At 43.6% G+C, this 25,042-nt stretch carries 20 protein-coding genes; 1 reads left to right on the forward strand and 19 read right to left on the reverse strand.

Features of this window, described 5'->3' with window-relative positions:
• Positions 1-89 precede the first annotated feature (89 nt).
• From GKR48_RS17305 to trmJ, 17 genes are all read right to left on the reverse strand, one after another.
• Positions 90-1,289: a bifunctional tRNA (adenosine(37)-C2)-methyltransferase TrmG/ribosomal RNA large subunit methyltransferase RlmN gene (locus GKR48_RS17305; protein ID WP_154628960.1), complete on the reverse strand. Its 1,200-nt coding sequence runs from the start codon at positions 1,287-1,289 to the stop codon at positions 90-92.
• 171 nt (positions 1,290-1,460) lie between these two features.
• Positions 1,461-1,886, reverse strand: a complete 426-nt coding sequence (gene ndk, locus GKR48_RS17310; protein ID WP_006658631.1) for a nucleoside-diphosphate kinase — start codon at positions 1,884-1,886, stop codon at positions 1,461-1,463.
• A gap of 288 nt (positions 1,887-2,174) precedes the next feature.
• A complete protein-coding gene (pbpC, locus tag GKR48_RS17315) occupies positions 2,175-4,496 on the reverse strand; it encodes a peptidoglycan glycosyltransferase PbpC (protein ID WP_154628961.1) in 2,322 nt (773 codons plus the stop codon).
• Positions 4,497-4,609: 113 nt separating this feature from the next.
• Positions 4,610-9,649: an alpha-2-macroglobulin family protein gene (locus GKR48_RS17320; protein WP_154628962.1), complete on the reverse strand. Its 5,040-nt coding sequence runs from the start codon at positions 9,647-9,649 to the stop codon at positions 4,610-4,612.
• 240 nt (positions 9,650-9,889) lie between these two features.
• Positions 9,890-10,342: an enhanced serine sensitivity protein SseB C-terminal domain-containing protein gene (locus tag GKR48_RS17325; RefSeq protein ID WP_154628963.1), complete on the reverse strand. Its 453-nt coding sequence runs from the start codon at positions 10,340-10,342 to the stop codon at positions 9,890-9,892.
• A 113-nt stretch (positions 10,343-10,455) separates the two neighbouring features.
• Complete coding sequence (gene pepB, locus GKR48_RS17330) at positions 10,456-11,751, reverse strand: aminopeptidase PepB (protein WP_154628964.1); 1,296 nt, start codon at positions 11,749-11,751, stop codon at positions 10,456-10,458.
• A 242-nt stretch (positions 11,752-11,993) separates the two neighbouring features.
• Positions 11,994-12,194 (reverse strand): Fe-S cluster assembly protein IscX, encoded by a 201-nt coding sequence (gene iscX, locus GKR48_RS17335; protein WP_154602672.1) that lies wholly within the window; start codon positions 12,192-12,194, stop codon positions 11,994-11,996.
• A gap of 74 nt (positions 12,195-12,268) precedes the next feature.
• Positions 12,269-13,066, reverse strand: a complete 798-nt coding sequence (locus GKR48_RS17340) for a hypothetical protein (protein ID WP_154628965.1) — start codon at positions 13,064-13,066, stop codon at positions 12,269-12,271.
• 19 nt (positions 13,067-13,085) lie between these two features.
• Positions 13,086-14,279, reverse strand: a complete 1,194-nt coding sequence (locus GKR48_RS17345) for an MFS transporter (protein ID WP_154628966.1) — start codon at positions 14,277-14,279, stop codon at positions 13,086-13,088.
• 482 nt (positions 14,280-14,761) lie between these two features.
• Positions 14,762-15,097 (reverse strand): ISC system 2Fe-2S type ferredoxin, encoded by a 336-nt coding sequence (gene fdx / locus GKR48_RS17350; protein ID WP_154628967.1) that lies wholly within the window; start codon positions 15,095-15,097, stop codon positions 14,762-14,764.
• 2 nt (positions 15,098-15,099) lie between these two features.
• Positions 15,100-16,950 (reverse strand): Fe-S protein assembly chaperone HscA, encoded by a 1,851-nt coding sequence (hscA, locus tag GKR48_RS17355; RefSeq protein WP_154628968.1) that lies wholly within the window; start codon positions 16,948-16,950, stop codon positions 15,100-15,102.
• A gap of 12 nt (positions 16,951-16,962) precedes the next feature.
• Positions 16,963-17,484, reverse strand: a complete 522-nt coding sequence (gene hscB, locus GKR48_RS17360) for a co-chaperone HscB (protein WP_154628969.1) — start codon at positions 17,482-17,484, stop codon at positions 16,963-16,965.
• Positions 17,485-17,596: 112 nt separating this feature from the next.
• Positions 17,597-17,920 (reverse strand): iron-sulfur cluster assembly protein IscA, encoded by a 324-nt coding sequence (gene iscA, locus GKR48_RS17365; RefSeq protein ID WP_154628970.1) that lies wholly within the window; start codon positions 17,918-17,920, stop codon positions 17,597-17,599.
• Between the two features lie 204 nt (positions 17,921-18,124).
• The gene (gene iscU / locus GKR48_RS17370) at positions 18,125-18,511 is read right to left on the reverse strand and encodes a Fe-S cluster assembly scaffold IscU (protein ID WP_036949481.1); all 387 of its coding nucleotides are present in this window, start codon (positions 18,509-18,511) and stop codon (positions 18,125-18,127) included.
• 24 nt (positions 18,512-18,535) lie between these two features.
• Positions 18,536-19,750, reverse strand: coding sequence for an IscS subfamily cysteine desulfurase (locus GKR48_RS17375; RefSeq protein WP_132495564.1), 1,215 nt, complete (start codon positions 19,748-19,750; stop codon positions 18,536-18,538).
• Positions 19,751-19,878: 128 nt separating this feature from the next.
• Entirely contained in the window at positions 19,879-20,376 is a 498-nt protein-coding gene (gene iscR / locus GKR48_RS17380) for a Fe-S cluster assembly transcriptional regulator IscR (protein ID WP_036949477.1), read from the reverse strand.
• Positions 20,377-20,493: 117 nt separating this feature from the next.
• The gene (trmJ, locus tag GKR48_RS17385; RefSeq protein WP_036949475.1) at positions 20,494-21,225 is read right to left on the reverse strand and encodes a tRNA (cytosine(32)/uridine(32)-2'-O)-methyltransferase TrmJ; all 732 of its coding nucleotides are present in this window, start codon (positions 21,223-21,225) and stop codon (positions 20,494-20,496) included.
• Between the two features lie 124 nt (positions 21,226-21,349).
• Between trmJ and suhB the strand changes: the two genes are divergently transcribed.
• Positions 21,350-22,153, forward strand: a complete 804-nt coding sequence (suhB, locus tag GKR48_RS17390) for an inositol-1-monophosphatase (protein WP_154602670.1) — start codon at positions 21,350-21,352, stop codon at positions 22,151-22,153.
• An 88-nt stretch (positions 22,154-22,241) separates the two neighbouring features.
• Here suhB and GKR48_RS17395 read toward each other — a convergent pair whose 3' ends face one another.
• Both GKR48_RS17395 and glyA read right to left on the reverse strand, forming a co-directional pair.
• Positions 22,242-23,387, reverse strand: coding sequence for a 3-phenylpropionate MFS transporter (locus GKR48_RS17395; RefSeq protein WP_154628971.1), 1,146 nt, complete (start codon positions 23,385-23,387; stop codon positions 22,242-22,244).
• A gap of 129 nt (positions 23,388-23,516) precedes the next feature.
• Entirely contained in the window at positions 23,517-24,770 is a 1,254-nt protein-coding gene (gene glyA / locus GKR48_RS17400; RefSeq protein ID WP_154628972.1) for a serine hydroxymethyltransferase, read from the reverse strand.
• Between the last annotated feature and the right edge of the window lie 272 nt (positions 24,771-25,042).

Here is a 25,042-nt window from a genome sequence, read left to right on the forward strand (position 1 = left end):
TAACTATTGTAGGCGAACCAGGGCGTTTTGCCTAACCATAAAACACCCCGAATTATAACCTAACTCACTGATTAGATATTATCTATATATCAGACTGATTTTACCTGGATAGGTTCCCCAGCAAGGCGTTTTTTCAAGGTACGTTTCGTCCTATCAATAACATCCCCGGCCAGTTGCCCACATGCAGCATCAATATCATCACCACGAGTCTTGCGAACTATAGTTGTAAAACCGTATTCCATCAATACCTTAGAGAATCGATCAATTCGGCTGTTGGAACTGCGACCATATGGCGCTCCTGGGAACGGGTTCCATGGGATCAAGTTGATTTTGCTTGGTGTGTTTTTCAAACATTCCGCAAGTTGGTGAGCTTGTTCAACGCTATCGTTAATATGATCAAGCATCACATATTCAACTGTGACACGTCCCGCATTGGCATTGGATTTCGTTAAATAACGATTCACGCTAGCTAAGAATGTTTCGATATTATATTTCTTATTGATTGGTACGATGTCATCACGCACATCATCCGTTGGTGCGTGCAGAGAAATGGCCAGTGCGACATCAATCATATCGCCTAACTTATCCAGAGCAGGAACAACCCCTGAAGTGGAAATGGTCACGCGGCGTTTTGACAGACCGAAACCAAAATCATCTAACATGATCTCCATCGCTGGAACCACGTTATTTAAGTTCAATAACGGCTCCCCCATCCCCATCATCACCACGTTGGTGATAGGACGGCGACCGCTAGATTTCAGTGAACCGATGATTTTAGCCGCACGCCAAACTTGCCCGATGATTTCGGAAACACGTAAGTTACGGTTAAAACCTTGCTGTGCTGTAGAACAGAATTTACATTCCAATGCACAGCCAACTTGGGAAGAGACACACAGTGTTGCGCGATCAGCTTCAGGGATATACACAGTTTCAACTAATTGATCGCCGACTTTAATAGCCCACTTAATCGTGCCATCGGATGAACGTTGTTCATCAGCAACTTCAGGTGCTCGGATCTCAGCGACTTCTGTTAATTTCGCGCGTAGCACCTTATTGATATCGGTCATTTGCTCGAAATCATCGTAGCAATAGTGGTAAATCCACTTCATCACTTGGTCTGCACGGAACGGTTTTTCGCCGAGCTCAGCAAAAAATTCGCGCATCTGCTTGCGGTTTAAATCTAGCAGGTTAATTTTTTGACCGCTTTTTTCTAGCTGCCCATTTTTTTCTGGCACAGCAGATACAGCAGAAGGAGTTGCACATTGTGCATTGGTAGTCATATCAGACATTGAGTTTGCCTCGTTATTACACTTTCGGCAGTGCGAAAAGCACGACGTAAATTGGGATTGCGATTAGTCGGGACGACTAAAAAATAAATCACCCTGTTAACGCAATGATTAACAGGGCGACATATTGTACAAATATTATAACAATAACGCTAATGCATTATTGAGAACGCCTTAGCGTGGGCAGATTTCATCAGCAGCGAAGAAATACGCGATTTCACGTGCAGCAGACTCTTCTGAATCTGAGCCGTGAGTTGCGTTTTCAGTAAAGCTGTCTGCGTAATCAGCACGTAAAGTACCCGCTAATGCGTTGTCTGGGTTAGTTGCGCCCATCAGGTCACGGTGACGTTGGATTGCGTTTTCGCCTTCTAACACTTGTAACATGATTGGACCAGAAGTCATGAATTCAACCAGACCATCAAAGAAAGGACGACCTTTGTGCTCAGCGTAAAAGCCTTCAGCTTGTTCACGAGTCAGGTGCATCATTTTAGCCGCAACGATTTTGAAGCCTGCGCTTTCAAAACGGTTGTAAATTGCACCGATTACGTTTTTCTTAACTGCGTTTGGTTTGATGATAGAAAATGTACGTTGAACAGCCATAAATAACCTCTTAGCGATTGACTTGACTTTTACTCTTTATTCTCTGCTTTGTTTCTCTTATTTAACCCAATGTTTCCACTAGGATTTCAAGAGTGGCATATGAAGAACCAAGAATATGTGCCTGTTGTAGTTTTTTATATTGTTTCTATTCCTGATGTTAGGAAGCAGAAAAATAGGGCGTTGATTATAGGGGCTTGGATTACAATTTCCTACAGTCACATCAACATTTTGTTAATCTTTTTATAGCAAAAAATTCTAGATTTTTAATTAAGTCATCGTTTTATGCTATTACTTCACCTTAAAGTTGATAGCTGTAACCTGTCCGCTCATATCTAAGACCGATATTTGGTAGTTTCCACTTTTTTCGAGCGTCAGCAAAATTGCCCCATTTTGCTCTGTATTGTTCACTTGCTCACCGTTTAAAAACCACCATTTTTGCCCTTGTCCACCTTGCGTGAGTAAACGCAGGTCTAAACTGGTTTTTCCAGGTAAACGCTGGAGAACCTCCCCTTCGCGGATCCCTGAAATTAAGAGTGGCGGCATTTCAAGATTTAACGGCGGACAAACTGCATCCGGCTTAGGCAGTCGATTTACCCGTTTTTCACTGGATGGCAACCATGATTCCACCGTGATCGGCCATAAATGGATCTCTTTTTCTTGGGCATTTGGGCAATCTGGTGCTACTTGTAACCCCTGATCATTCACCCACACTTTTTGCCTGAGTCCAAGAGAGGATTCTTGATCCCGAGCCATGAGTGTTGGTGGAATCGTATTGTCTAAAATCCAACTCAAACGGCGCTGGCGACAATTACTATCTTCTTTCAGTAATGAGGTTCCCCCCGGCCAGCAGATCACGGCTTGGCTAACACTTGCTGGCCTTGAATCTTTGGGGAGCACTTCGCGAGATTGATAAATTCGCGTCAGCAGCATGTTATTCACTTGGTTCATAATTGGGATCGCTGTGGCATAGCCGAGCTGCCCTGCAACAGGTGTCGCATCAGGGCGACCAACCCAAACCCCGATAGTATAACGAGGGTTTACACCAATCGCCCAAGCATCGCGGTAGCCGTAGCTGGTACCTGTTTTCCAGGCAAGATTTGGCTGCCCCGATAAGTTAGCATCAGGGACTGGACGGGCTTCTCCTGCCATAATCCGGCGAACAATCCACGCGGCACCCGGAGACATCAACTTGCGGTCGCGGATAACATCTGTCGGTCGATAACGCAGTGGAGAAACTTCACCTTGGCGAGCAAATGCACTGTAAGCTGAGACTAAATCTTCCATTCGTGCCGCCGTTCCCCCGAGGATCAACGACAAGTTAGGTTCTCCACCAACTGGGAAACGCAGTTCTGTGCCCACATTACGTAATTGAGCGGCAAAACGCTTACTGCCGTACACATCCAGCAGTTGCACAACAGGCAAGTTTAATGAGCGCACTAACGCATCACTCACACTGACAGGGCCATTAAAGCCGCTATCAAAGTTACCGGGACGATAATCATTAAATCGACGAGGCACATCTTGTAACAGTGATTCGGCGTGGATCAAGCCGTCATCCATGGCCAGCGCATATAAAAATGGCTTGAGTGTTGAGCCGGGCGAGCGCCATGCACTGATCATATCCACGTGACCAAAGCGACTATCATCCTGAAAATCAATCGACCCGATATACGCTTTCACGCTCATATCCGTGTGATCAACCACCAGCAATCCTAATGAAGTTTGCTTGGGTAATTGGTTTTTCCAGTTCATCGCCATATCTTCAAGCTGCTTTTGCAGGCTAGCATCAATGGTGGTTTCCACGATGGATTCTTGGGAATCTTTAACCATCCGACGTGCCAATAATGGCGCTAAATGCGGATTTTTACGTGGGGCAAGCCAGATTTGCTCTTGCTTAATTTCATTGACTTTTTCAGTACTCCAAACTTGGTATTCAGCCAATCTGTCGAGTACTTTATCTCGTGCTGCTTGCGCCCGTTCTGGGTATCTATCAGGTCTTAAACGACTTGGCGCTTGGGGTAAAACCGCAAATAATGCTGCTTCACTTGCGGTTAATTTTGCGGGGGATTTATTCAAATAAACCCAGCTGGCAGCACCTATGCCCTCAATCGTGCCCCCATAAGGCGCACGGTTAAGATACATTTCGAGGATTTCATCTTTGGAATAGTGATATTCCAGCTGTGCGGTACGCCATAACTGTTTGAGTTTTCCGCCAAACGTACGCTCATGTGGGTCAATCAGCCTTGCCACCTGCATTGAGATGGTGCTGCCCCCAGAGACAATGCGCCCAGAGCTCACTAACTGCCCAGCTGCACGCATTAATGAAAATGGATTAACCCCCAGATGCTGGTAAAAATGGCGATCTTCATAGGTTAATAACGCGTCAATATATTCTGGCGAGACCTCATCTAATTTAACGGGGAAACGCCAAATTCCTTCTTTATCGGCAAAGCGCCATAACGGAGTCCCATCCCCCGCGACGACCGTGCGTGCCATCTCAATCTGCTTGATTGGCAGCGGCCAAATTTTATCTGCGGCTAAAAAGGCCAGTGGCAATACCACGACCAAAACCAGTAGCGTCCACCCAATGCGACGTAGCCATCTCTTCATTCGTCAATATACCGAGAGTTATTATTTGTTTTTATGATACTAAAAAAAGAGGGAAACACACGCTTCCCTCTTTATCTTCATCTAAATCAATAGCGATATTGATTCAATGTCAATTAACGAACCACTTCCAACTGACCATCGGAGTAACCCGTTGCACGCCACTCTGGCACATACATGGATTCCACCTGTGGTACTGGTTTGTTATATACACCCGGCGTTACTGCGCGAGCTAAGTAAACCAGTGTAGTTGGACGATATTGTTGAACTTCTACTGCCGCAACAAAACGGTCATCACGGTATTCCATGTGACGAATTTGCGCCTGCTGCATATCATCAATCATCTCTTGCAGATTTGGCGCAGATTCACTGAGGTTCGCGCTGCTATTGGCTAAGTTTTGGTTTTCCAACTCTAAGCCCGCAGGTAATAAATCCACCACCAGTGCATCAGGGACAGTTTGGTTGGCATTCACTTCCAACTTCACCACCACCATTTCGCCGCTTCTTAATCTATCGATTGAAATACGGTTGCCTTTCATATCGTAGTAACTGCGTTTGATATCCAGCACATTTGAGTATGGCTTCGGTGAACGCATCGGATAACCGACAACATTCAAGCGAGTATACAGTGTGCTTGTACCGCTGTTTTCAACACTATAACCATTTACTAGCTGTTGTTTAGTTAAGAACTCACTCACTGGTTTATCTGAAACCAATGGTGGCTCTTGACCATTGACTAGCGCTTTCCATGGTGTTTCTGTTTCATTAGCATAGAAACGACCGGCTAAGTACAGGGCATTGCTCTCTTGAGTTGAGAAATACTTCTGCGAAGTCAGGTTGTTAGATAGCGTTTGCAGTTTTTGATCACGGGATTTTGGCATCAAGTTATATTCATTTAACAATGCCACGATCATCGCATCATCACGGATAGCTGAACCATAGTCACCAATGCTGCTGTAACGTGCGCTCTGTTTCTTCATACCATCAATAATGGCACTTTCACCACGCGCTTTATCACCCATCAGGTTTAATGCTACACCCAGTTGAACTAACGCTAAACCGCTGGTCGCATTGTTGGCTTGACCATAGATTTGACGCAGTGCTCCTAATGGTGCTTTCTGCTGAGTCGCTAATACTAAGCCCGCATAGGCTTGGATCGCAAAACGGGATGCGTCTGGCTGATCCGTGTACGGATAACTCACTTGGCTACCATCTTGCAGGTAACTTAACAGGCGTGCGTTGGCGTTATTCAATGCACTTTGTGGTACGGAGAAACCACGCTGATTCGCTTTATTTAAGAAATCCGTCGCATAAGCGGTTAACCAATACTCTTCACGTCCCATTTTATCCCATAAAGAGAAGCTACCGTCATCACGCTGCATACTCAGTAAGTGTGGGATCCCTAACTCAATCGCTTTATGGCGGTCTGCGTCAGTTTGTGAATTAATACCCAGCTTTTGCAGTTCAGCTTGTGTAGAGAACAGTGACGGATACAGCCCGCTCACGGTTTGCTCTAAACAGCCGTATGGATACGCAAACAGCTCACGAATATAGCGTGAAATTTGCAGTGGTGGGCGACTCGTTAACAGAACTTGTCCTTCCAGAGTATCTTGCTGTAAATAAGCAAAATCAGTGGTTGGTAATGACCAAATTTCACCCGGCTCAATCGCGGTAGCAAATGCCACAGTTTCGGCCGGTTGTGCTGGGCGCACACCCACTTTCCAACTGTTTTTGTACTCTTTCTCCGCTTCCCCTTCGACTTTCACGCCATTGATGGTCATGGAAACTTCACCTTCACCAAAGCCATAATCGGCACTGACTGGCAACGTCACTGTAGTACGTTTGCCTTTGGTCAGTTCGATATCGCGGGTTGGTGCGCCGTCTAATTTCACCATACCCGACGCTTTAAATGTGACTGTCACATTCTGTGTGTTGTCGGTCATGTTGGTAAGATCTAACGCGAAGTAAGATTTATCGCCACTCGCCATAAAGCGAGGCATCGACATTTGCGTTACTAATGGTGCCGCAACAACGACCTTACTGTCTGCATGACCAAAATCTTTTTGGTTCCATGCTTGCGCCATTAAGCGTAACTCCCCATTAAAATCAGGGATTGCCAGCGTAATTTCACCTTCACCATTTTTGTCTAAGATGACAGGCTGCGCTTGTTCCGCAATGATTTGTACCTCTGTCAGAGGCTTCATGCCACCACGTTCCAATGCAGCATCTTCACCATCGCCACCAAAGCGCAGGTTGGCTAACTTCCCTTGCCCTTCAATTAAGTGACCATACACATCATATTGGTCAACGCTGTAACGCTTACGACCAAAGAAAGCATCGTATGGGTCTGGAGTTTTGAAATCGGTGATATTCAGGACACCCGTATCAACCGCAGACAGCAGCACATTCACTTTTTCAGGCAGTGGCTTGCCATCTTGAGAAGTGGCTTTGATCTTCACTTTCAGATCTTCATTTGGACGCATTTTTGTCGGTGCGTTCAACGCCAATGCAATCTTACGATTTTCATCGGCTAGCGGCAGGTGTAATACCCCAACGGCGCGTTTAACCGTCGCCTCTTTGGAATCATCTCCTGGGCGAACAACCACCGCAGAGATATATAAATCATGGCGTGCCCACTCTTTATTTACCGGCACTTCCACATCTAACCCGCCAGCTGGGACATCAATTTCCTGCCACCATAATGGTGCACTGCTAGATTCAAGCAGAATGTAACCTTTACCTGCTTTTGGCGCTTCGATGCGGACTTTGGCTTTTTCACCCGGTAAGTAAGCTGGTTTATTCAAGCTTAATTTCACTTGGTCAGGGCGAACGGAACCGCTACCTCCGGTATTATCTTGCCAAGAGAAGCCTGCCCAGAATTGAATGCTACTGACAAGCTCATTGTCAGGGTTGGTAATTTCTAAACGGAATGAACCCCAATCCACTGGGAACGAGATCTTCGCTGTGCCATCTTTGGCGATAGAAATATTCTCATTCGCCACCACGAGATCTTTTTGATCGTAGTTAGAAACCCAACCACCACTTTCTGACCAGCTCCAGTAGTAATCGCGACGTTCGTACACTAAACGCGCCGTCAGGTTTTCTGCGGCCAGTTTATGCCCTGCCATATCTGACATGACAATTTCAAACTCAGCCAATGAATTTTCATCGACGTTATAACGCTTCGCGTAGCGGTCTGTACGGTAATCGTAGATCTCTTTTTTCTCAAAGAGAGGACGAATACCCACCAATTTTTTCGCTGGCCAAATCGCTTGTTCAGCACGGCGAGTCACCGGACGACCACCTGCCTCTAGTAAGCTAGCTTGCAGAACAGCGGTAATCGGGGAGCGTGTTGATTCCCAATTACTTTGTGGTAGGGAAATCACAGTTTCACCGCTACCATCTAAGGTTAAATCAAACTCATCCAGTTTACGCGGTAAGCCTTCTTCATTCGTCGCACCGAACTCAAAACCCGGTAATTTCGCCACTGCTTCGCGGTTTGCTTTCAGTAATACTTGCCCTTGCAGCTGATTATCCGCTGCTGGTGCGCCATAGAGATAACGACCTTTAATATCAAATTCAACAGGCTGCGTGATTAATACAGGTTTTTCGCTGCCTGTAATATCCAGCGCCATACGCTCTGGCATAAAATCTTCAACGTTAAATTTGTAGTAACGTTGTGGTGAACCATCACCTAAATCAAAACGCAGTGACCAACCACCCGTTTCAGCATTTTTCGGGATCTCTAGCTGGTACTGGTACAGACCATCTTGTTTTTCATCTCCTTGCCATACAAAGCTCTTGTAGACCTGTCCATCTGTCTTTAAGACATCCACTTTGACTGGCTGAGATTTCACTGGCTGACCATCGCCATCACGCAGTAAACCATTCACTAGCAGTAATTCGCCCGGACGATATAAATCACGAGGGCCGAATACAAAGAACTGTTTTGCATAGCCTGAAGGGCCTGAAATATCAAACTCAGACAGGTCTAATGCTGGCTGAGTCAGGTCAATCATACTGGTTTGCCCTTCGTGGGTTGCCAGTAATAATTTACCGCCAGCCAGTTTGTCTAACTGGGCATGACCATCACCATCAGTCGTGCCTTTGGTGACTAATTGGCCTTTCTCATCCAAAATACGCAGCTCGACGCCTTTAATCGCCGAACCTTTGGCTAATGATTGGGTGAAAATATCCACACGATCATGATAGCTATGTAATGACACGCCGATATCACTGAGCGTAAAGACTGTCGCAGGGAATTGATAACTGTAGCTACCCGCTTTTTGCATGATCGCTAAATAAACGCCATCTTGTTGCAGCTCTTTAATATCTTTTAATGGTAACAAAATGGATTGGCGGGTGTTTTTATCTGGGTTTAAATCGAAACGCCCTGTGTAGGCTAATTCGACTTTGTCGAGGAATTCATCGGAATACCAATATTCATAGTTACTGCGGTATTGCCACATCGCGAGGAATTGTGGTAATTGCTTTTCATCAACACGGAAGAAATTCACGTCGATTTTATCCACGTTCAGTGCAATCACTGGCAAACCTTGGGCAACTTTGCTTGGCAGTAAAGAGCCTTTACTTGCGAAGCCAACGGTTGGAATAATTTGTGCCGTTTGGAATTTCTTCTCAAAGCTGTTGTTAATGGTGCGTTCGTTGACTGCTTTCACTCCCGGATTAACCGAAAGGTTTAATTCTTTTGATGGCGGTAAATGGCGGAAACGTAATTCCATCTGATTATCAGATAGTTCCCAATCTCCATCCAGCTTGCCTGATTTCACATCCACCAGATTCAGATACTGACCAAAGTTTTGATTCGGTTGTAAAGGCACCGAGAACGTCACGACCATGGCGCTCGCACCATCTAGCTGCAATTCTGAGGCATCCAAAATTTCCAGATCTTTCCCGGCATATTTCTTCACTAACTCTTCATTGGAAAGCTTAGGTGCAGCCTGTTTTTGTTCTGCAACGGGCGCCGTTTTGGTACTCGTTTCTGCCGCTGAGGTGGAGACATTACCCTCTTTTTTCGTGGTATCGTCAGTATTATCGCAGCCCGCTAATGCCATAACGGACGCTAAGGCTAATGCTACATAACGCTTTTTCGTTTTTAGACCCGCCAATGAAGTCCAACTTGATTGTTGTTTCATTACCGCCCCATCCCTTATTAAGTTAATTTATTATGTTCATGAAGCCCAAGAAAACCCTTGAACTTAAATACGTTGCGATGATTGAGCTTAGTGTGTAATCCGCAATAATAAGCATGCGCATTAATTGAACACATAATTTAACAGAATGTAACACCAACACCTATCAGACAAAACGGAAAAAATAGCATGACAAAATAAAGACGCGGAGAAGTCCGGTCTTTATTTTAAGTAAGGAGAGAATTAGGTATTTTTGATGGGAATACTGTCGCGCAGGAAGCTGCCTAATCGGCGTTGATAAAATGGCGCAACGTGCTGGGTAATAATGTGGCTTAACCCTTTTTCGTCTTCGTTAACGATGCAAAAATCAATGGATTCATCCTCATCGATATATTCGCACGCGGTTGCGCCAGCTTCTTGAATAATTTCATCGATATTTTCTGCGCCCGGGACAAATTCCAACGCTATCATCAAAATATCATCAAATTGTTCATCTTCCACTTCTTGAACCGAAACAATAAACGCGCGTCGTACGACTTTATGTTGTTTAAAAAACTCACTGAGCGCCGCTGTCAATTCTTCAGGTTCTTGTTCGAGAACGCTTAATTTTAATGAAGAACCTTCCGGCACCGTGAGTTCAGTAAACTGAACATCGGATTGCGAGTCTGTTGTTAGGTTTTGGGATTGTTGCGTCATTCAATATCCTCTACAACCAAAAATAATATCGTCTAAATTCAAAAACCATTCATGTTAAAGAAAAAATCGCAGGCTGCATTGACTGCACCACTGCGATTTCATTATAACGCGAATTATTTTGATTTTTTGAGAAGTAAGTTGGCTAATGTTCTCACACCAATACCGGTTGCCCCTTCTGCCCATAAACTCACTGGTGATTTACGGTAAGTTGCTGAACAATCGATATGTACCCAGTTTTGACGGTAGTTTTCAACAAAGTGAGACAGGAAGGCGGCCGCTGTACTTGCACCCGCAGTATGCGAAGGCGCTGCAATATTGTTCAGATCAGCAAAGCCCGAAGGCAATTGTTGACGGTGGAATTCCGCTAATGGTAAGCGCCAGAATAATTCGAACTCTTCATCTGAGGCTGACATTAATTCTGCCACGAGTTTGTCATCGAAGCTCAGTACAGAGTGGTAGTCATTACCCACGGCTGTTTTCGCAGCCCCAGTTAAGGTTGCCGCATCGATTAATAACGTTGGTTTTTCTTTGCTTGCATCGATTAAACCATCCGCTAAAACTAAGCGCCCTTCCGCATCCGTGTTCATGATTTCAACAGATTTACCATTACGATAACGGATAATATCCCCTAATTTAAAGGCATTACCGCTAACCATGTTGTCTGCAATACATAGGAATAATTTTACACGTTTGTTTAAACCACGAGTGATAGCAAGCGCTAAAGAACCCACTAATGTGGCTGCGCCGCCCATATCGGCTTTCATTGAGTTCATTGAAGCAGATGGCTTAATGCTATAACCCCCTGAATCAAAAGTAATACCTTTACCGACTAAACAGGCAAACACAGGCGCTTTCTCATCTTTACCTGGGTTGTAATCCAATGCCAGCAATACTGGAGGACGGCTAGACCCACGACCCACAGTATGGATACCTGCATAACCTTGTTCTAATAAGTCATCGCCTTTCACAATGCGGTAACTGATATCTTGAGCGCCCACTTTGCACAGTAAATCAATTGAACGCTGAGCCAATTGCTCTGGGCCTAATTCTTCTGCTGGCGCATTGATAATATCGCGAACCCAATCAATGGTATTGATGCGTTGTTCTAATTCTTTGCGATCCGCTTCTTGCAGTGCTGGCCATTCGATGGTTCTCGCCCCTTTTGGTGCACGGAAACCTTGCCAAAATGCCCAACTTTTTTCTAAGTCCCAACCTTCACCCGTTAATGAAACATTGCGAATACCTTGGTTATCTAACTTACGACCAGCACTTTGAACAGCACACAGTTTACCTGGGTGCTTAAGGTGGATAGTCATGCCTTTATCGTTTGAACTTAATAGAGCGCCTTCACCCCAGCATGGTGCTGCAGGTTCGCATGTAATCATGACTGGCATAATTTGTTTGGTCATTATTTTTCTCACTTTATCCACTAAGTTGATTATTGCGGGATCTTGAATTTAGCTTATCAGTTTCTGCTATCAATCTTTGCTAATTCGCCAACTATACCCTAAAAACAGCAATATTATTGAGTTTAGTTTCTATCAGACTAATAGGTTCTTTTGAACCCTTTTATTTTCTTATACGGCTTGTTACAAACGAAAAAAAACCGGATGCAACCTATTCAGCGCTATCCGGTTTTTATCCACGAAAATTATTCGTACTCGTCCAGCCAGACTAACAGAATAGCTTCGAGGATTTTCTCGTTCGATTTTTGCGGGTCATCATCAAAGTCTTCTAAGTCACAGATCCATTGGTGCATGTCAGTGAAACGCACGGTTTTTGGGTCTGTATCTGGGTAAGCATCATAGAGCGCTTCACCGATTTCACGACTGTTTGTCCATTTTAGGCTCATATTTTTTCCAAATTCTACCAAGTAAGTTTTTTGGAATTATACCGCTCTAAATAATATTGCCTAATACTTTTAGTTCACTTACCACATCCAGTCTGGAGAGGTAAGTCTATCAGCGTTTCCAAGCACGCAAGCGTGATACCATGCTCCCTTAATGCAGTGAATAATCCGCTAGACGAAACATGAGGACAACCGAGCTTGTCTTTAATATGTTGAATTCTTTTATGCTCATTAGCTTCCGCGCACCCTTGAATATAGCTAATTTCTTTGACTTTACAGTGAGATAAAAGTAGGCGAATTGTGATCATTTCCTTGCGCGTAAAACGAATATTACCGAAACGCATATATTTGTGAGGGTTTAATAATTCTGGCGCTACATTTTTTGTTTTCCCTAATAATTTAGTATCTAAAGATATATTGGCTCTCATTGGCAAAACAACTTCCGGACTTTTTTTCCACAACTGATAGGCATACTCTGAGATGATAGGGCGATGCTTATAAATGGATAACATATCTGAGAATGTTAACTGCTTATTTGAGTTTACCGTTGTAATTTCAAAGGTATTACCATATCGATTACAAAAGTCTACTTTAAACTTGTTCTTTTTAGCTTTGGCAAGAATTTGCTGTAATGAATCTGAATAGTTATTCCAATATTGCAGGCTTGACTTTAATCGCTCTTCCACTAATTTATCTAACCCACTATTAAGACCAATAAGTTGCCACTCATAATTATTGGAGGCTATATGCATATTTTTATTTTTTATATCTATACAGAAGTAGGTGATATCAACATCATTCCAATCAAAAACTTTTATAAACTCACTTTTAAAATTTTCACAAACCTTTTCAAAACCTAAACCTTCAGCATTCATCTTCATCTCCTTAATAGGTTCAAATCTTTAATTCATTGAGTGATTTTCTATAAATATAAATAAGAAAACGTAATGACCCACATAGCGTTAAAAACAACCCAATATAAGCCACATTAATATTAGCTAAATAAGTTGTGATCAGCGGTGTAAGTCCACCTAACAGCATAGATGCAAAACTAAACCCTAATGCTAGAGTTACCACTCGCCCTTTAGCGGCTTTGAATAGCATAAATGGTGTTGTTGCTAGAATCATCGCAGCATAAATATTGATGATTAATTGTGCAATGATAATTAAGGTGATTGAATGACTGCTTATTAATATATATAGAGGAATCGATAGAAACACCATTCCCATTACCCCTAAATTAAAAACCCTCTCCAATACATTATATTTATCTGTTAACCACCCGCAAATTAACATAAGCGATAATAGAAAAATCGATAGTAATAGCGCCCAAACAGTTTTATCTTCAATAAGCAACATTTTCTCAAAAAACATAGCGGTAGATATATGCTGAACAAAAAAGAGGACATTTCCTGGGATAGTTAACAAAAGAACTGAAATTAAGTTTCCATAATGAATAGGATCTTTATTTACATTCTGATTCTCGCCATTAGGCAATTTCATTCTAAACCAAAAACTAATCACTATATTCAATACGCCCACATATAAAGGAATACGCCAACCTATGCTTTGCATGACATCAGGGTCTAAGAAATACTCTAAAAGAAAAACGACACTCAAAGAGATAATAATTCCGAATGCTGTGCTGCCATTGATAATTGAGGATAACCTTGAGTTTTCATTTTCTTTTGAATGACTGAAGAGATAAGTTATCAATGAAGGAAACTCACCAGCAAAACTAAACGAGAGCGCCATTTGCAAAATTAAAATAGCAATGGGTGTATAATTACCTAATAAATCAATAGGCAATAAAGCCATACAGAGTGTTGCGGTTCCTGTAATAAAACTGGTTAACACTAATGCCGATTTTTTTCCTTTCCTATCCGCATAGCGCCCTATGACATAAGCCCCAATCGGTCGAATAAGAAATCGTAATGCAAATATTCCCCATACCATTTCAGTCGCTTGGTTATAGCCTAGCCTTTCTAACTCCGCACTTAAGTAACCTGATATTGCCGCAAAAATAGCAATATCATAATATTCCAATGTATTTCCTGCCACAGCGCCAAATCGATATTTCCATTTCATAATAAAATCCCTTTAATATAATACAAAAATTACCAATTTAAATAATAAGTAATTTATAGATTTCCATTGACCAATGGACACTCATTTATACCATCGTAAAATAGAAATAAAAAGAATAGATTTAGATTAAAATTTAAAATATAAAAGTTAATATTTTAATTAATTAAATATGAAAAATAAGCAGGGTGAGATTTAAATCATACTCTTGAAATATAAAAATTTGACGCTCTAAATAGTTCGTGCTGTAGCTAGGCGGCAAAGGAGCTAATCCCTAGGAGCATACACAAGTATGTGACTAGGGTTAACGAATGCAGCCAACAACGCTACGGCGCGAAATATGAAGAGCCTAGGCGGCAAAGGAGCTAATCCCTAGAAACATACAAAAGTATGTGACTAGGATTAGCGAGTGTAGCCATCAACGCTACGGTGCGAACTATGACGAGCGACTCGATAACGCTACGGCGTGAACTACATGACGAGCATCAGTGTTCGCGAGCATGGTTAATCGTATACTTCGGAATATCAACAACGAGGTCTTCATCCGTAACACGTGCCTGACAGCTTAGACGGCTTTCTGGCTCGAGGCCCCATGCTTTATCTAGCATGTCATCTTCGAGTTCGCTGCTTTCTTCGAGAGAGTCAAAGCCTTCACGAACGATGCAGTGGCAGGTTGTGCATGCGCAGGATTTTTCGCAGGCATGGTCGATTTCAATTCCATTGCGCAGTGCTACGTCTAAAATAGATTCGCCCTCTTGTGCTTCGACTACGGCACCTTCCGGACATAACGTACTATGAGGTAAAAAAACGATTTTAGGCATAATTATATCTCATCCACAGAATGGCCTGACAGCGCCTGACGAATAGATGCATCCATTCGGCGAGCGGCAAATTCTTGGGATTTCTTATCCAGTTGTTTAATTGCATTTTCAATAACAGTAGGGTCTGTGCCTTCTACTGCTTGGATTAACTCATTGACCGCATTATCAATTTCTGTCTCTTCGGTTGGAGTCAGTAAATGTGCATCTTGCTCTAATGCGCTCGTTAAACTTTCAAGCACTCTTGCCGCTTCAACTTTTTGCTCCGCTAGGCGGCGCGCATTTAAATCGTCTTGCGCGTTAGTCATTGAATCTTTAATCATGGTTGAAATTTCAGTGTCAGTTAAACCGTAGGATGGCTTAACTTGAATCGATGCGGCAACACCCGTGGATTTTTCCATGGCACTCACGCTGAGTAAGCCATCGGCATCCACTTGGAATGTGACACGAATATGTGCACCACCAGCCGCCATTGGCGGAATGTCACGCAGCGTAAAGCGGGCTAATGAACGGCAATCTGAAACCATTTCACGCTCACCTTGTACAACGTGAACGCTCATGGCGGTCTGTCCATCTTTGAATGTCGTGAATTCTTGCGCGCGAGCCACAGGAATGGTGGTGTTGCGCGGAATGACTTTTTCCACCAAGCCGCCCATGGTTTCCAAACCTAATGACAGCGGGATCACATCCAAAAGCAGCATGTCACTGTCTGGTTTATTGCCCACTAAAATATCGGCTTGAATTGCAGCGCCGATAGCCACGACTTTGTCTGGATCGATGGAGGTTAATGGTGTGCGACCAAAAAACTCGCCCACTTTTTCACGAACTAATGGTACGCGAGTCGAACCACCAACCATGACCACATTTAAGACATCGTCATTTTCTACGCCGGCATCTTTTAAGGCACGACGGCACGCCATCAGTGTACGTTTGATGTGGGTTTCAATCAGTGACTCAAACATTTCACGGCTAACTGTACCTTGCCAAGTTGGCAGCGTAACTGTCGCGGAATCTGCGTCACTTAATGCGATTTTTGTTTCGGTAGCAATGTTTAATAATTGGCGCGTTAAATGGTGGTCACCCTGAATGGAAAGTCCCGCTTGCTGTGCAATCCACTGCGCCAATACGTGGTCGAAATCATCGCCACCTAACGCCGTATCACCACCTGTTGCCAATACTTCAAAGACACCTCGGCTCAGGCGTAAAATCGAAACGTCAAACGTACCGCCACCTAAATCATAAACGGCGATCACCCCTTCTTGACCAGAATCTAAACCATAAGCAATCGCGGCCGCAGTAGGTTCATTCAGTAAACGTAAAACATGCATACCCGCCAAACGAGCTGCATCTTTGGTGCCTTGGCGCTGGGCATCGTCGAAGTAAGCTGGAACCGTGATCACCACGCCATCCATTTCACCACCAAGAGTTTGCTCTGCGCGCTTTGCCAACGTTTTTAAAATATCAGCAGAAACTTGAATAGGATCCACTTGCCCTGCCGCCGTTTGAATAAATGGCAGACCATTTTCGCTAGCTGTTAACTGATAAGGTAAATCCGGGTAACGTTTTTGAATATCGGCTAATGAACGCCCCATCATGCGTTTCACTGAAATCACGGTATTGACAGGATCTTGTTCGGATAATTGTTTCGCTTCCCAACCCACAATCCGGTTATCTGCTTGATAATTCACTACAGAAGGAAGCAAATAGCGCCCTTGTTCATCGGGTAATGCCGCCGCTTCACCACTACGAACAGTGGCAATCAGAGAGTGTGTTGTACCAAGATCGATCCCGGCCGCCAATTTGCGTTGGTGCGGCGCGGCGGTCATTCCTGGTTCGCTAATCTGTAATAAAGACATAATCGTTTTCTCTTAAAAGTCGTCTAGTAACCGTTCTTCGAGTTGCTCAGCTTGTTGCTGTAACTTATCGAGAAAACGCAATTTTCGAACGGTATCAGCGGCTTTTTCCCACTGCATCGCATCGAGTTCTGAAACCATCAAGGCGCTGCGCGTCTGCTGCATTTGTTTGACATTTTTCATAAAGGCAGACACCCGTTCAAGGGCTTGCGGGCTGTTTTCGATGTTATCTAACTCTTCACGTAATTCGAGTTGCTCCATCAGGAATGCGGTATCATGCATGGTATGTTGTTCGTTATTTATATCAAAACCATGTAATAACAGCATATATTCCGCGCGTTTCAGCGGATGACGAAGGGATTGATATGCCGCATTGATAGTCGCAGCATGTTGGATTGCTTGCATTTTTTCCTGTTCTGAACAGGTTGCAAAGCGATCGGGATGATATTGTCGCTGTAATTCTTGAAAGCGATGCGTGAGTTGCTCACTGTCAATCGCGTAATTAGGGGTTAGCCCAAAAAGAGTAAAGTAATCCATAAGTGCTCAGTTTCTCGAACCGGGTACCAATGTAGCTAAGCTTAGCTAAAGATTATGTGGTCATTAACGCCACGTTAGTTACATTGGTCAAAGTCATGCTCATTTGAAGACATTATACGTGAAAACTTTCACCGCATCCGCATTCACTGTTAACGTTAGGGTTATTAAATTTAAACCCTTCGTTTAAGCCTTCTTTTACAAAATCCAGCTCAGTGCCGTCTAAATAAACCATGCTTTTGCCATCGACGATGACTTTAACACCTTTGTCTTCAAAAACGGTGTCTTCTTCATTAATTACATCAGCGAATTCAAGCACGTATGCCATTCCCGAGCAACCTGAAGTTCTTACACCCAAACGCAAGCCTTCGCCTTTACCACGATTATTCAAGAATGCTTGAATTCGTTGCGCTGCACTTTCAGTAAGAGAAATCGACATTGCAAACCTCACTTTAGAAACAAACAAGGCAGATGCTAGAAATTATTAGCATCCGCCTTCAAATCATCGGTACAACTCATTATATTTAAAGTTGTATAATAAATACATCTTTAATTAATTTGAGTTTAACTATCAGTTGTGGGCTGTCTATTTTTGTTGTTTATATGCTCTAAGGTACAGCCCTTACTTACTGATATTTATCTATTATTTGCCTTGGCGTTTGCTTTTGTAATCAGCAATAGCAGCTTTGATTGCGTCTTCAGCTAGAATTGAGCAGTGAATTTTCACTGGCGGTAATTCTAACTCTTCCGCTATCGCTGTATTTTTGATTGACTCAGCTTCGTCTAAGCTTTTGCCCTTCATCCACTCAGTGACCAGTGAACTTGATGCAATTGCAGAGCCGCAACCATAGGTTTTAAAACGTGCATCTTCGATGATACCGTCATCATTTACCTTGATTTGTAACTTCATAACGTCACCACAAGCAGGTGCACCTACCATACCGCTACCCACGCTTGGATCATTGTTATCAAATGAACCGACGTTACGTGGATTTTCATAATGATCGATAACTTTTTCGCTGTAAGCCATTTTTAAACTCCTGAAACTGTCTGATTAATGGTGAGACCATTCGATGCTGTTGAGATCTACGCCTGCTTTAAACATATCCCATAAAGGAGACAGCTCACGTAAGTGGCCGATCGCACCATGAATTTGTTTAATTGCATAGTCAATTTCTTCTTCAGTCGTAAAGCGACCGAAAGAGAAGCGAATTGAGCTATGAGCCAGTTCGTCATTCATACCTAATGCACGCAGCACGTATGAAGGTTCTAAGCTTGCAGAAGTACATGCAGAACCCGAAGAAACTGCTAAATCTTTCAGCGACATCATTAATGATTCACCTTCAACATAGTTGAAGCTGACGTTCAGAATGTGCGGCGCACCATTTTCTAAGTCACCGTTAAGGTAAACTTCTTCGATATCTTTAATACCGTTCCATAAACGTAAGCGTAAACCGCGCAGACGTTCCGATTCTTGAGCCATTTCTTCTTTAGCAATACGGTAAGCTTCGCCCATGCCCACGATTTGGTGAACAGGTAAAGTTCCTGAACGCATACCACGTTCATGGCCGCCACCGTGTTGCTGCGCTTCCAAACGAATACGTGGTTTACGACGAACATACAGTGCGCCGATACCCATTGGTCCGTACAGTTTGTGTGCAGAGAATGACATCAGGTCAACTTTTAACGCTGACAGGTCGATAGGCAATTTACCGACGCTTTGGGTGGCATCAACGTGGAATACGATGCCACGGCTACGGCATAATTCGCCGATTGTAGCGATGTCCTGAACAATACCGATTTCGTTATTCACGTGCATGATTGACACTAAAATGGTGTCTTCGCGCATTGCCGCTTCTAACTCTTTCAGGTCAATTAAACCGTTGCTTTGAGGTGCTAAGTAAGTCACTTCAAAACCTTCACGCTCTAATTGACGACATGTGTCCAGAACAGCTTTATGTTCTGTTTTACAAGTGATGACGTGCTTGCCTTTTTTCTGATAGAACTGGGCAGCACCTTTGATAGCTAAGTTATCAGATTCTGTTGCACCTGATGTGAAGACGATTTCACGAGGATCCGCATTCACTAATTCAGCGATTTGATTACGAGCAATATCTACCGCCTCTTCAGCTTGCCAGCCGAAACGGTGTGAACGAGATGCTGGGTTACCAAAATTCCCATCCATTGTTAGACATTGCATCATTTTTTCAGCAACGCGCGGGTCGACAGGCGTAGTTGCTGAATAATCTAGATAAATCGGTAATTTCATTGCTCACATACTCCAAAGGACAAGACAACTTTGCCTTTAATTTTTTAATGACCCCAATGGTGCAAGCCGCTATAGGTTGGGCTTTTTCACCATTTGGTGATCGACTGCAATTTATAATCTATTTTTTATTAGGCACGAACATTGATAATGGATTCTGGCGTAATGCCGTTCGGCATTGTTTTACGCTTTTCATTATCTTGCCTATCAGCAACATCCAGAACTTCTTGGTTCTTAACCAGCTCATCAAGGCTGATGCTGCTAAGGAAACTGGTGATTCTGTCGCTTAGGTCACGCCATAATGCGTGAGTTAAGCAGCGGTCGCCATTTTGACAACCTTCTTTATTACCCTGACAACGGGTTGCATCTACGGATTCATCGACCGCAGCAATTACTTCAGCAACAAAGATTTGGTCTGCATCACGCCCAAGCAGATAACCGCCACCAGGACCGCGAACACTAGAAACTAAATCGTTTTTACGTAAACGAGAGAAGAGTTGCTCAAGATAAGAGAGGGAGATTCCCTGACGTTCAGAAATATCAGCTAAAGGTACTGGACCAGTCTGAGAGTGTAACGCGACATCTAGCATCGCAGTTACTGCGTAACGCCCTTTGGAAGTGAGTCTCATAACATAAATACTCCGTGGTAAAATATGCAGCAATTGTGACATACCTGAGTAATTTGGTCAACTATTTACCTGACTAATTTACTCAAGTATTATACTCACTTCACCACGGCATTAACCTCATTTTTTCGCCCATTTTTCCATTGATGTCAAAATGCCGCGAAGAATATGCAACTCTTGGGTTTCTACATGGGCACGGGTAAATAAACGTCGCAGTTTATTCATAATTAATCCCGGATGCGCCTTGCGAATAAAGCCCGATTCATTCAATACGCTTTCAAGATGAACATAGAAACGTTCTAAATCTTCAGCCGGTGGATATTCTACCTCATCATCCGTCGATGTTTGCGTATTTTTTTCAGCAATTGCCAAATACGCCATGCGGATCTCGTAGCTAACTAATTGAACCGCCATTGCCAGATTCAGCGAACCGTATTCTGGGTTGGTTGGAATGTACAAATGATAGTTACATTTTTGCAATTCTTCGTTGGTTAAACCGACACGCTCACGGCCAAAAACAATCGCGACCGGTGACTCTTTTGACTGTTCAACAGATTTCACGCCACATTCACGAGGCTCGACCATTGGCCAAGAAAGTGTACGAGAACGTGCGCTGGTACCAATGACTAATTTGCACCCTTCTAATGCTTCATCGAGAGATTTTACGATTTTTGCATTACCAATCACATCACTTGCACCCGCGGATAACGCGATAGCATGAGAATCAGGTTCAACGAGTGGGTTAACTAAATAGAGGTTTGAAAGCCCCATGGTTTTCATTGCACGAGCGGTTGAGCCCATATTGCCAGTGTGTGAGGTTTCAACAAGAACGATACGAATATTTTCTAGCATGGTTTATACGTTGTCATGAAAAATTAATCGCAAGAGTCTAACACAAAATTGCTTATTGTGACGAACATCTATATACTTTGCGTCTCTTGATTTTCGTTCTTTAACATCCCAGTGGAAAATACCCATGCATCCGATGCTTAACATCGCCATACGTGCTGCACGTAAGGCTGGTAATTACATAGCTAAAAACTATGAAGATCCTCAAAACGTAACAGTAACCCAAAAGGGTGCTAACGATTTCGTCACTAACGTTGACCGTGACGCTGAACAAATCATCGTTGATATTATTCGTAAATCTTACCCAGACCACACTATCATCACTGAAGAAAGTGGCGAGTTATTAGGCAAAGATGAAGATATTCAATGGGTAATCGATCCACTGGATGGCACCACCAACTTCACAAAACGTTTCCCTCACTTCTCAGTTTCTATCGCTGTACGCATTAAAGGCCGTACAGAGGTTGCTGCTGTCTATGACCCAATGCGTAACGAATTATTTACTGCGGTACGTGGTCAAGGTGCTCAAATGAACGGTTACCGTTTACGTATGGCTGAGAAACGCGACCTTGAAGGCGCAGTTGTCGCAACTGGCTTCCCATTCAAACACAAGCAACACGCACCTATCTACATGAACATCATGGGCAAAATGTTTGACCAATGTGCAGATTTCCGTCGCACGGGTTCAGCAGCTCTGGATTTATGCTATGTGGCTGCGGGTCGCGTTGACGCTTACTTCGAAATCGGTTTAAAACCATGGGATTTCTTAGGTGGCGAACTGATCATGCGTGAAGCGGGCGGGATCATGACTGACTTTGTAGGTGGTCATAACTATTTAGCATCAGGTAACTTAGTCGCAGGTAGCCCACGCGTTGTTCGCGATATTCTGGCTGCAATGAAAGATGAATTATCTGAAGCATTAAAACGTTAATTTAATCCTCGTTAAATTTACTAAAAAGGGCGCTAGTGAAAACTAAGCGCCCTTTTTATTATTGCGTTACGGTAACTCCAGTCTAAGACTAAGCCGTCACTCTTGGTCGAATAAACAGTGCAGGCACAGCTAAGAGCGCCATCAAATAAAACACGACGCCATGTTGGTCAGGCATACGCTCATAAATATACCCCACCATAATAGTAACCACCGCGAGCCCGCCTCCAGTTGCTAAGGCAGAATAAGCCCCTTGCAACGGTATAATTTCATTTTCTTTACGCGCACTAATAAATCGCATCGCAGCTAAGTGGCAAACGGTGAAGGTTCCACTGTGTAATATTTGCACAATAATTAAGACTGGCAATGCAGTAAATGCCCCCATCATTCCCCAGCGGATAATCCCACACACTGCGGATAATAAAAGTAAATTACGGGCACTCCAGCGTCGGAATAATCGATGGCTCAGCATAAAGACAATCACTTCGGCCACCACACCCAGCGACCATAAATTACCGATCACTAAATCAGAATAACCCGCTTCTTTCCAGAACAACGAAGCAAACCCGTAATAAGCGGCGTGCGCACCTTGCAATAAAGTCACACAGATTAAAAACATCAGTATATTTTTATCTGCGATCAGTTGCTTGAATGAGACTTTATTTGCACCTTCTGCTTTTGCTACTCCCGCTGGCATAATCGCAGGTTTCAACATGGCTCCCAATAATAGGGCCGCGCAGCTGATCACTAATGCGACCATTATCGAGGTATGTCCCCACACCCCAGCAAAATATCCCATTGATGACGAGCCAATAATAAAGGCAATTGAGCCCCAAACTCGGATTTTGCCATAATCAAACGTAAATTGTTTCTGCCATGTTCCTGCTAATGAGTCCCCTAATGGCACCATAGGAGCAAAAAATAGGTTAAATCCAATCATGACAAACATCAGCCAAGCCCAATGGGAGCCGAACGAAAATCCAATGGAGAAAATAAGGGAAAGCGCCGCCAGTAATCGTAATGCATTGATCAGTTTGGAAGGCTCTTTAACCTGGGGAGTGATAAACATCGCACCGAGAAAACGCGCCGCAAGTCCGATACCTAACAAAAGCCCTATCATTTCTGCATCTATTCCCTCACCTTGTAGCCACACGGACCAAAATGGCAAGAAAATACTGTAGGCAAAAAAGTAGGTAAAATAATCAATCGCTAGCCAACGCGTTGATGGAATAACCATCACTCCTCCCTTATTTTCATCTTCCCCTACTATTGAGGGGTTTAAAACAGACAACAAAAAACCCGCTTTTACCAAATGTAGAAGCGGGTTTATCGTGCTAATTCACTGCACGCTATTGGTTAATTACCATTATGCGTAAACTGGGTATTTTTTGCAGATAGCTAATACTTTCTGTTTAACAGCTTCAATGGTTGCTTCGTCATTGAGGTTGTCCAGAATATCACACATCCAGCCAGCTAGCTCGCGTGCATCTGCTTCATTGAAGCCACGACGCGTAATTGCAGGAGAACCGATACGAACACCAGAAGTGACAAACGGGCTCTTCGGATCATTAGGTACGCTGTTTTTGTTTACCGTAATGTTTGCGCGACCCAGTGCTGCGTCAGCATCTTTACCAGTGATATCTTTGTCAACTAAGTCAACTAAGAACAGGTGGTTTTCAGTACCGCCAGACACCACTTTAAAGCCGCGTTTTTGGAAAACTTCTACCATTGCTTTCGCATTTTTTGCAACTTGCTGTTGGTAAGTTTTGAACGCAGGCTCCATCGCTTCTTTCAGTGCTACCGCTTTACCTGCGATAACGTGCATCAGAGGACCGCCTTGTGAACCTGGGAATACCGCAGAGTTCAGACGCTTATACAGGTCTTCGTCGCCGCCTTTAGCTAAAATCAGACCACCACGTGGGCCCGCTAGAGTTTTGTGTGTTGTTGTCGTAACGACGTGAGCATGTGGAACTGGGTTAGGGTAAACACCCGCTGCCACCAGACCCGCAACGTGTGCCATATCAACGAACAGGTAGGCACCGATGCTGTCAGCGATTTCACGCATTTTAGCCCAATCAACCACACCAGAATATGCGGAGAAGCCGCCGATGATCATTTTAGGTTGATGTTTTTTCGCTTGAGCCGCGATATCGTCGTAATCGATTTTACCGCTTTCATCGATACCGTAAGGAACGATGTTATACAGTTTACCGGAGAAGTTTACTGGAGAACCATGAGTTAAGTGACCGCCATGCGCCAAGTTCATACCTAATACAGTGTCACCTGGTTGCAGCAGCGCCATATAGACCGCAGCGTTAGCTTGTGAACCAGAGTGTGGCTGTACGTTTGCGTAGTCAGCACCAAATAACGCTTTCGCGCGGTCGATAGCTAATTGCTCAACCACATCAACGAATTCACAACCACCATAATAACGTTTAGTTGGATAACCTTCCGCATACTTATTGGTCAGCTGAGAGCCTTGAGCCTGCATAACTCGTGGGCTGGTATAGTTTTCAGAAGCAATTAATTCAATGTGTTCTTCTTGACGTTGTACTTCTTTTTCCATTGCTTCCCACAGTTGTGGGTCGTAATCTGCAATATTCATTTCACGCTTTAACATTCGCTTCTCCTGCCTCAGCAATTCAATAAGGTAACAATCAATTCAACTTAATGACTGACAGTGTAAACTCTTTTTCGTCGTTGAGATAGCCCCTACGAAAAAATATACGCAAACGATTGCATTAATTTTTTTGCTTTCAGATACCTTTAAACAACACAAAATATAATAGCGCACATTTCAATAATACCGAGACGAATATCTAACTTTGCTAGCCACCTCTAATTTTGCGGTGAATTCCCCCACTTTTTGATGCGTTAATTATTTACATCTCC

It is taken from the genome of Providencia sp. wls1943 (genome assembly GCF_009706275.1).
GTDB lineage: Bacteria > Pseudomonadota > Gammaproteobacteria > Enterobacterales > Enterobacteriaceae > Providencia > Providencia zhijiangensis.